Source organism: Arthrobacter sp. AZCC_0090, assembly GCF_014207375.1.
GTDB lineage: Bacteria > Actinomycetota > Actinomycetes > Actinomycetales > Micrococcaceae > Arthrobacter.
On the sequence record NZ_JACHEE010000002.1, the window covers coordinates 575,473 to 583,545 of the forward strand.

At 59.9% G+C, this 8,073-nt stretch carries 7 protein-coding genes; 1 reads left to right on the forward strand and 6 read right to left on the reverse strand.

The window, feature by feature from the left end; translation table 11 throughout:
* Position 1: 1 nt before the first annotated feature.
* The 6 genes from HNP00_RS05295 to HNP00_RS05320 all read right to left on the reverse strand — a co-directional run bounded on the left by HNP00_RS05295 (position 2) and on the right by HNP00_RS05320 (position 6,353).
* Positions 2-1,294 carry a hypothetical protein gene (locus HNP00_RS05295; RefSeq protein ID WP_184736662.1) on the reverse strand — a complete coding sequence of 431 codons (1,293 nt, stop codon included), beginning with the start codon at positions 1,292-1,294 and terminating at the stop codon, positions 2-4.
* Complete coding sequence (locus tag HNP00_RS05300) at positions 1,287-1,910, reverse strand: LPXTG cell wall anchor domain-containing protein (RefSeq protein ID WP_184736664.1); 624 nt, start codon at positions 1,908-1,910, stop codon at positions 1,287-1,289. Before HNP00_RS05300 ends, HNP00_RS05295 begins: the two co-directional genes overlap by 8 nt.
* Positions 1,907-2,506, reverse strand: a complete 600-nt coding sequence (locus HNP00_RS05305) for a hypothetical protein (protein WP_184736666.1) — start codon at positions 2,504-2,506, stop codon at positions 1,907-1,909. The genes HNP00_RS05300 and HNP00_RS05305 overlap by 4 nt, the downstream gene beginning before the upstream one ends.
* Entirely contained in the window at positions 2,503-3,120 is a 618-nt protein-coding gene (locus tag HNP00_RS05310) for a hypothetical protein (RefSeq protein ID WP_184736668.1), read from the reverse strand. Before HNP00_RS05310 ends, HNP00_RS05305 begins: the two co-directional genes overlap by 4 nt.
* A gap of 99 nt (positions 3,121-3,219) precedes the next feature.
* Entirely contained in the window at positions 3,220-3,840 is a 621-nt protein-coding gene (locus HNP00_RS05315; protein ID WP_184736670.1) for a hypothetical protein, read from the reverse strand.
* A 233-nt stretch (positions 3,841-4,073) separates the two neighbouring features.
* Positions 4,074-6,353, reverse strand: coding sequence for a LuxR C-terminal-related transcriptional regulator (locus tag HNP00_RS05320; protein WP_311770497.1), 2,280 nt, complete (start codon positions 6,351-6,353; stop codon positions 4,074-4,076).
* A 1,140-nt stretch (positions 6,354-7,493) separates the two neighbouring features.
* Between HNP00_RS05320 and HNP00_RS23145 the strand changes: the two genes are divergently transcribed.
* Positions 7,494-7,976, forward strand: coding sequence for a hypothetical protein (locus tag HNP00_RS23145; RefSeq protein WP_311770498.1), 483 nt, complete (start codon positions 7,494-7,496; stop codon positions 7,974-7,976).
* Positions 7,977-8,073 lie beyond the last annotated feature (97 nt).

Sequence of the window (8,073 nt, forward strand, 5' to 3'; positions counted from 1 at the left end):
CTCATCGCTTCACCATTCCCAGGTTCCAAGAAACCTGACGAGTTGTGTTGATCTGCCCGGTTGGCATGCCTATCGATCCCGCCGGGTTATAGCCGCGGCCCCAGAAGGTTCCGTCGGATTTCTGCCAGAGGTAGAAGCCTTGACCGGATCCGTACTGGACCACGTTTGTGTCGATCTTGGTTGGGGCTTGAGGGAATCGTCCGTAGTCGTCGCTGGCACCGTAGCCCCAAAGCTCTCCGGAGTTGTTCATCATGGCCACGCCCGTGAAGCCGAACTGCATGGACGTGATGTTGGACAGGGTCGTGATCACCCCCGGTGTGCGCGGGTTGGTGGTAGACCGTCCGCCGATGCGTGTGCTGTTGTCTCCCCAGCTCACCACTTGACCGTTGGACAGCAATGCACCGCCCATGTTGATGCCGCCGTCGACCGCCACGATGTATGGCGCGCCCGCGGCGACGTTGCGCTGGAACCACGGGGACAGCGGCGCCACCAAACGGGGGCTTGCATCCGAGTTCAGGAGGCCTGAGGGGAGGCTGTTTCCACCAATGCCGCCCCAGTAGTACACGTCTCCGTTCTCAAGGATCACGAAGAAATTTGTGTATGCACCCTTGAGGTAGATCGGGCGGTTGCCTGGTACGGACGGATCCGGCAACCCCATAAGTTGGCTCGCACCAACGCCGCCGTTGCCTCCGTATCCAGTGGGACTTCCCCAATGCCAGATGGTGCCGTCGCTGCGTATGCCTGCTCCGGCGTATTCCGTGGACGAAATCGAGATGATTTTGTCCAGGACAGCCCCCGCTCCATTCCAGGCAGAGTTGATACGGACTTGTTTCGCATTGTTGTTGGGCTTGGCAGCGTCCGTTCCATCGCGGAAGTCGTAAAAGCCCCAACCCCACACCATCCCGCTCGCGTCGAGGGCATTCGCGTTGTAGATCTGCCCGGTCACTTGACGAACTATCCCGTCTGGGATACCTGCCACGCGTTGAGGTGCCTTGAACGGTCCCGGGTCTGGGGCTCCCGCGTTGATGTAATAGTCGGTGCGGCCCCAAACGTAGGCGTTCCCGTCGGTCCCCACGCCGAGTCCAGTGTCCACCATGCGTACGTTCTTTGCTATGCCAACCATGAACGGCGGCGCTGCGGCAGCTGGTATGGCTTCGGAGCGGGCGTGGGTGCGGTCTTTGTACGCAGCGCTGGTGGGGACCATGGTTGCGGACGACCCGAAGAGCGCGCTGAGGCCGAGGAGCCCGGTTGCGGTCAAGTACTCTCTGCGGCGGAGGAATGGAAGGTTACTCATGTGAGGAGCCCTTTCGACGAACGAGGACGAAGCCTAGGCCAAGGACAAGCAGCGCGACGGCCGCAATTCCTACGGGAAGCAGGTTGTTCATGCCGGTATTGGCCAGGTTTGGTCCGGAGATCGGCGAGACGGGCGTGACGGCAGGCTTGTCGAGGCTGGTTACAAACCGGAACTTGAGGTTGCCGCTCGCGCCTTGATAGGAGTTGCTGGCTTCCTTGGGCAACGTGACTGAGCCGACGAGGTCGTACGTCTTGCCGACTTGAAGTTCAGGCAGTTTCAGCGACTTGCCGAGCACCTTTCCCACCGGAACGCGCTCGACGACGGTCGCGCCGTCGAGCGTTTTTACGCTCAACTCCATGGGAGTTGCCCCGGAGAACAGGATGTCTGAAGCACCGCTTATCTCAAGACCGAGGGGCAATGGCGCGTCAACTGAGTTGCTGACGGACATTTTCCATGTCTGAACCTCGCCCGGGGCTGGAGCATCAATGGCCACGGAGGTCGGGGTCGCATTGATGAGGTCTGAAGTGACGGCTGATGCCCCTACAGCTTGCAAAAGGACGAGCAACCCGGCTCCGAGCAGAGCGATCAGCGTCCGGCTGCTACGCAGTGCGATCATTTGCTTTCTCCATTGGTGAGTACGCCCAGCTGGGTGGACTTGCCGGTTACCTGAGTCGCGCTGTTCTTGGCGAGAACCACCGAGAGCTTGACGCGATGTTCTTGGCCCGGAGCCACGTCCTTGAAGATCAGGCCGGCCTGGTTCACTTGGACCGCCGTCGCATTGTTGATGGCCGGTGTCGCGGAACCGTCAAGGTAGACCGAGAACACGAGGCTTTCGAAGAGGTCGCTGTTCTGAGGGTCCGGGTCGTAGACGGAGACAGAGAGATCTCCGATGATGCCGGGCTGCCGGTTCGCGACTGTCATGTCGAACTGCACTGCTTTGGTCTCAGAGAACTCGGTCCCGGAGGACAGTGGAAGCACCACGGCCGTCGCTTTTGTGTCGGCGTCGCGAAGGATCCCGCCAGCGTCTTTCACCGCGATATCAAATTTGTTCGGATTTCCGATGCCGGAATTGGCGGCACCGGTGCCAAGGTTGACCACGGCAAAGTCGGTGTACGCTGCCGCCGTCACGCCGACCCCGAGGACCAAAGCGGAGGCGCCGAGGGCGAGAGCGAATCGCTTCCGCCCGCTTGCCTTGAACGGACTCGTTCTCACAGGTTCACCGCCTCGAAATTGAATTGGATGTCGGTTGAGGCCTGCTGCCATCGGTTGTCCACCGAAGAAGGCATCTCGATCCGAACATCCAGCAGCTTGTGTTCTCCTGAGCGCAGGGGATCCGGCCAACTGATGCTGCTTAGCCGATCTGCGGGGACTCGATCGAGCAGGACTTTGCCACCGTCTGCCACGGTGAAGACAAGCTGGTCAAAAAGTTCAAGGTACGTGCCGGTCACGGGATTCTTGGCATCACCGCGCGGTTGTGGATCCAGGATCTTGAGGCTCAGATGACCAGCGAGACGAGGGCTGTTATTTTTCGCGGCGATGCGCAGGTCAAGGGCGCTACCGGGCGCCATGGTGTAACCGCTGCCATCGCCAGTCAAAGCAACTCGAAACGCCTTGGGATTCGCTTGAACCCAATCGGAGTCTCGAGGCAGCCAGGAGCTGTCAGCTTTCCCCGTGGCCACGATGTCGAAGGTGTTTCGTGAGCCATCGATGTTGACGTCGACATCGGCGTAGTCCGTAAATGTGGCGGCCGTGATGAGCGCGCCCGCAGCAACCAAGGTCCCGGTTGCAAGCGCTACCCGCATTCGACCGCGGCGTTGAGTCCTCATACTGTTCTGTCCTTCATGGATCCAGCTTTTGGCTTGTTGAGGCAAGCGATGGGTGCTGGTGGAGGCTCATGGGGAACCTCCACCAGCGGTTCAAATCGACTACGGCTTGACGGAAGTCGCGTCGAAGTGTGCCTGAACGTATGAGATCAGGCCCTGCATCGCGTTGTTGGCCGCGGGGCTGCCCTGGTCAGGAAGGGTGACGCTCACACCGAGAACGCCCGAGCCGCCCTTGGCGAAGGTGCCCAGGTTGAGGGCATCCACCGAGGACTTCGGAACGTTGGTAACAAGCGCGGTACCGTCCAGGGTGACCGTGTAGCGAAGGGCGGCATCCAGGGCGGGGCTGGACGTGTAGCCGGCCCGGTCTTTCAGGGAGAAGGAGATGCTGGCGCTGAGTTCAGGGCTCTCGTTGCGGAACGGGATGTTCACCGAGACGGTGTCGCCCGGGGTGATGAGGTCCGCACCGGGGATCTTGATGTTCACACCGGCAGCCGTGTTTGCTTCCTGCCACGTTCCTGCCACCGGGACGCCACTAGCGTTGGTGCCAACAACCTGGATGTTGAAGCGGTTGTTGCCGCCGAATCCTGAGTCATCCGTGCCGTTGCCGAGGTTGAGGTTGGCAAAGTCGGTGAACGAAGCCGCGGTCAGGAGCGCGGTCACTCCCAGGAGTGCGCCTCCTGCCAGGAAAGTGCGCTTGCGGCCCGAGCTAAGTTTTGTCTTCAAAATGGTTCCTTTCACGATAAGCCGACGCGTTGCCGGCTGGGTCGAGGGCAGTGCATCGGCAAAGGAACTAAAGCGCTTCCCCCATATACGCCGTGCAACCAAAAGGAGACTATGGTTGGCCGAAGCCCACTGAGTGGTGGAAAAGCCATTTTGAGTGGTGGAAACGGGCCTACTAGGTGTTTACAAAAAATCTCACAGACCCAGAGAGCGATCCCTCGGGCTGAAAGCCGCTTCTAGCGGAAGGGAGACGAATCCCGGACAAGGTCAAAGAGGGCAGCGCGGGTCGGGCTTCCGGTCTTTCGGAGCGCGTTGGAAATGTGATTTTCCACAGTCCTGATGCTGATTCCCAGATGCTCGGCGATCTCAGGGTTGGAACGATGACCGGCCAGGGCTGCTATCTCAATTTCCCGGACGGTCAGTGGCGAGTAGCTTCCGGAATTGAATGCCATGGGCTCATCTACCGACGGGAATCGAGTCGCGAAAATGGAGTACGCCCGGTCCATCTCGGCGGCTCCCACGGTGTCGTCCACAAAGGCATACCGCTTGAACGCACCTCGGAGCAGCATCCGTACCTGGTAAAGATCAGAGTCTGGCTCGTAATGCTTGAGGAGCACCTCAAGCAATTGGTGGTCTTCCTCCACCACCGCAGCTGCAATTGCTACAAGCTGATCGTGTGCGGTGAAGGCACGTTCCTTCAAGGTATGCCGGAGGATTTCGAGGACCTTGCGACCAGGGAGAAGGCAGGTGAAGAAGAGTGCGGAGTACGTGGCTTCCAGAACATAGCCGCGTTCCAACTGCCGCCGAATGAGGCGGGCGGCTTTCCTGTCGAATACAGCGGGGATGAGTGGGCGCCCGGCGACGAGTTCGTAGACTCCCTTTGCGGTTCCCGGGAGTGGGCCGATGTCTTCAGCCTCGCGCCGCGCCTGTGTTGCAAGCGTCGCGGTGGGCAAGATCGCCGACGTCGCTGCCCTCAGTCCGGCGAGCCGCAACATGGCGTCGTGGAGGGAATCCACCAGGAAACCCGGCCGCCCCATGGCAAAGGCGCTGCCCATCAGGTATTCGGCCTCGTCGAAATGGCCGCTGTAGACGAGTGCCTGGGCAGCGACGTAGGTGTTTGACACCATCCCGAATTGATCCAGGTTGCGGCGGGCTTCTGCGCGTTGGTCGAGTGCAAAGACAATTGCCTCCTCGATCCTTCCGGAGCTGAACAATGCCAGTCCCCGGATGAACGGTTCGATGCGTGGAAAGCCCCTGAATCCGCCTGAGGAGTCGATGGCGTTGAGCGCCGCGGAAGGGTTGAGGCGGTAGAGTTCCAGCATCCCCCGGACGCAGGCTACGACACCGCTCCCGGGATGGCGATCGTGTAGATGTGCCAAGGTGTCGTCGAGATTGTGCGGCATTCGGTCGTATGACGCCACAAGGAAGACTTCTACGGCTTCAGCCTCGGCCGACCATTCGGGGCGTTCCTTCCGAAAGCTGCTGAGGGTGTGCGCCGCATAATCCAGTCCCTTGCCTGAGTGGATCGCCCAAAGCGCTTTGGTAACTGCCAAGAAGAGGAGGTCGCACGTGTCTCCTTCCGAGCTCAAAGTCTGGGAAAGCACACGCTCAATTCTCGATGCGTCAATCGGCGAACCCCAGTAAACGCTTAGCAGTGCCACGGCGTTCGATACCGATTTTTCGTCATCCCACAAGTCATAGCGGTGGCGTTCGAGAACCGAGACTTGCTCATGAAAATGGCGTGCCGCGGCCGCGTCGTCTGTACTCCGTTCAAGGCCCAACGCGGTCAGCACCCTCATCAGGGAATCGGCTGGCGTGACGTCCACATGGGGTTCCTGTGGCAAGGCGCTCAAGGTCCGGGTGATTCGATTCTTCAGGACCCGTCGGCTCGTCAGCACTCTTTGAGCACGGAAATAGTCGGCTAGCACCGGTGGGGTGATCGCAGCGCTGATGTTGGTGTCGGGATCATCCATGACCGAGATCAAACCGTGCTGTTCGAGCCTGTCCAAAACGTCAGCGGGGACTACCTGTTGCAGCACATCGATGGGCGCCGTGCCTGCGATGGCCATGGTCTGAAGGCCCGTGAGCTCGTCGGACTCGAGTCCTTCAAGGAGGGACTCCACGGTGCCGTGGAGGTGCTCATTCCACAGGGTGTCGCCTGTCATGTGCCATTGACCATCGCTCAGGGCAAGCAGATTACTGAGCGAGGCTGTTTCCGCGATCCTGGCCACGAGCCTGGGGTTCCCCGCCGATTTCGTGAGGATGCGGGCAGTAGTGTCAGCGTCCGCGGGTGCCCCCAAAACGTCGGTGATGAGCTCGCTCACGTGCTCATAGCGAAGCGGATTCAAGTGGACCCTGGCTTCAGGGCCAGGACTGAGAACGGCCGGGCGCCCCTTTGCGTAAAGGGAAGAGTCAGTCATTGTCACGATAATGGGTCGCTTCGTCCTGCGCCGGACGGCATCCAGGACCGCCAAGGTCTCGGTGTCGACGAATTCGAGGTCATCGACTACAAGCACACGCTCCCCCGGCCTGGCGAGTCGTCCTGCCAGTGTGTCAACCACACCCAACACGCCCAATTGACCTATTCGAATATCAAGTCCCAGACCGTATATTCCACCAAACGGTATTTCGCGATGTGAGCGAAGGGCCGAAATAGAGTAAACCGTAGCCCCGGTTTTCTCGAGATCGGCTATAGCCTTTTGCACGACGCTCGTACGGCCGCTTCCAGGCGCACCGACAATTCGAACCATCATGCCGCGAGCAACATAGTCCAGCGTTCGCCGAACTTCCTGTTCGAACACTCGCGATCCAACTTTCTCTGATGCGCTAATCCAGCACTCTCCGGCCCCTAGGAGGTGCATATCCAGGTCATCCGACGGCTTCCCGCCCAAGGATGGCCGTTCTGCCGGGTGGATTCCCCTGCAAGCCGCGGAACCCCCGAGGCTCTTCCACGAGCGTCTTTCCCATGGGAACCATAGATTCAGAAACAGGCGTCTAGGTGGTCTGATGGCGAATCTCCGTGTGCCCAAGCAAGCGTCTAGGTACAGCGACCTGCGGTTTTGTTAGGCATCTGAGTGTGCTCCCGCGAAAACTAGGTGGTCCCCTGACTACTACGGAGACGGGGTTCGGCGATATCAGGTTCTTCATGGTTCTCCTGGTGGTGGTCTCTTGCTTGAACGCTACGGAGACTTCGTGACCACCTCTAGGTGGAATCTCGCGCATGTGGATATTTGTTCGCATCAAGATTTCTTCGATCGAATATATATTCGGTAATCAAACACACCCCCGCCTCGCCCAGGCCAAGTCAAGGGGCTTCTTCACTCATGTGGACAACTTCTTCTTTTCTCGCATTTCGGATGCTAGAATCTGCTGATATTTGCATCAAAACAATTTCATGGGGGCAATAAATGAATACTCGCGCGCCGAAAAATAACGAGACAGCAAATCACGCGCCGCATGACTTCTTGAAATCTCGGAAGGCAACCATTCGGCTCTTCGCAATCGTCGCGTCAGCGGCCGCAGCACTCTCGCTCACTGCATGCGGCGGAGCCGGCTCCACAATCTCGCACGCGGGCGCCACCCAGTCGGCTTCATCTTCAGCTTCAGCTTCGCCAACTCCCACTGCGACTCCTACCGCGCCGAAATCCGCGTCCTGCGTGACGGAGAACGCCACCGAGAGCTACCCACCTAAGGAATTCATTTGCACGAAGTCCGACGCGGGAGTCCTGCTCTGGATGGAACGATCAGAGTCCAATAAAGTAAGGGACGCGCGTGCCGCAGCGGCAGCAGCGGCGAAGGCTGCGGCAGAAAAAGCGGCGGCAGACAAGGCGGCGACAGGCAAAGCGGCCGCAGACCAAGCAGCAGCAGACAAGGCTGCAGCCGACGCCGCCGCACAGGCAGCTGCCGCAAGGGCAGCTCAAGAAGCCGCAGCACAGGCGGCCGCCAAGCAAGCGGCTCCCGCAGCGCCGTCGGGCTGCGACCCCAACTATGCATGGGCGTGCGTTCCCATTGCTTCAGACGTCGACTGCGCGGGCGGGAAAGGCAACGGGCCCGCGTATGTGCGTGGGCCCGTCAAAGTTATCGGAACTGACATCTACGGTCTCGACAGCGACGGCGATGGTATCGGCTGCGAGAAATAGGCAATCGAGTAGGAGGGCCGGGTTTCCCGGCCCTCCTCTCACACCACCGTACGTGCGGGCCTCGCATACGGCGGTTCGCTAGGTCGTTTGAAAGCGA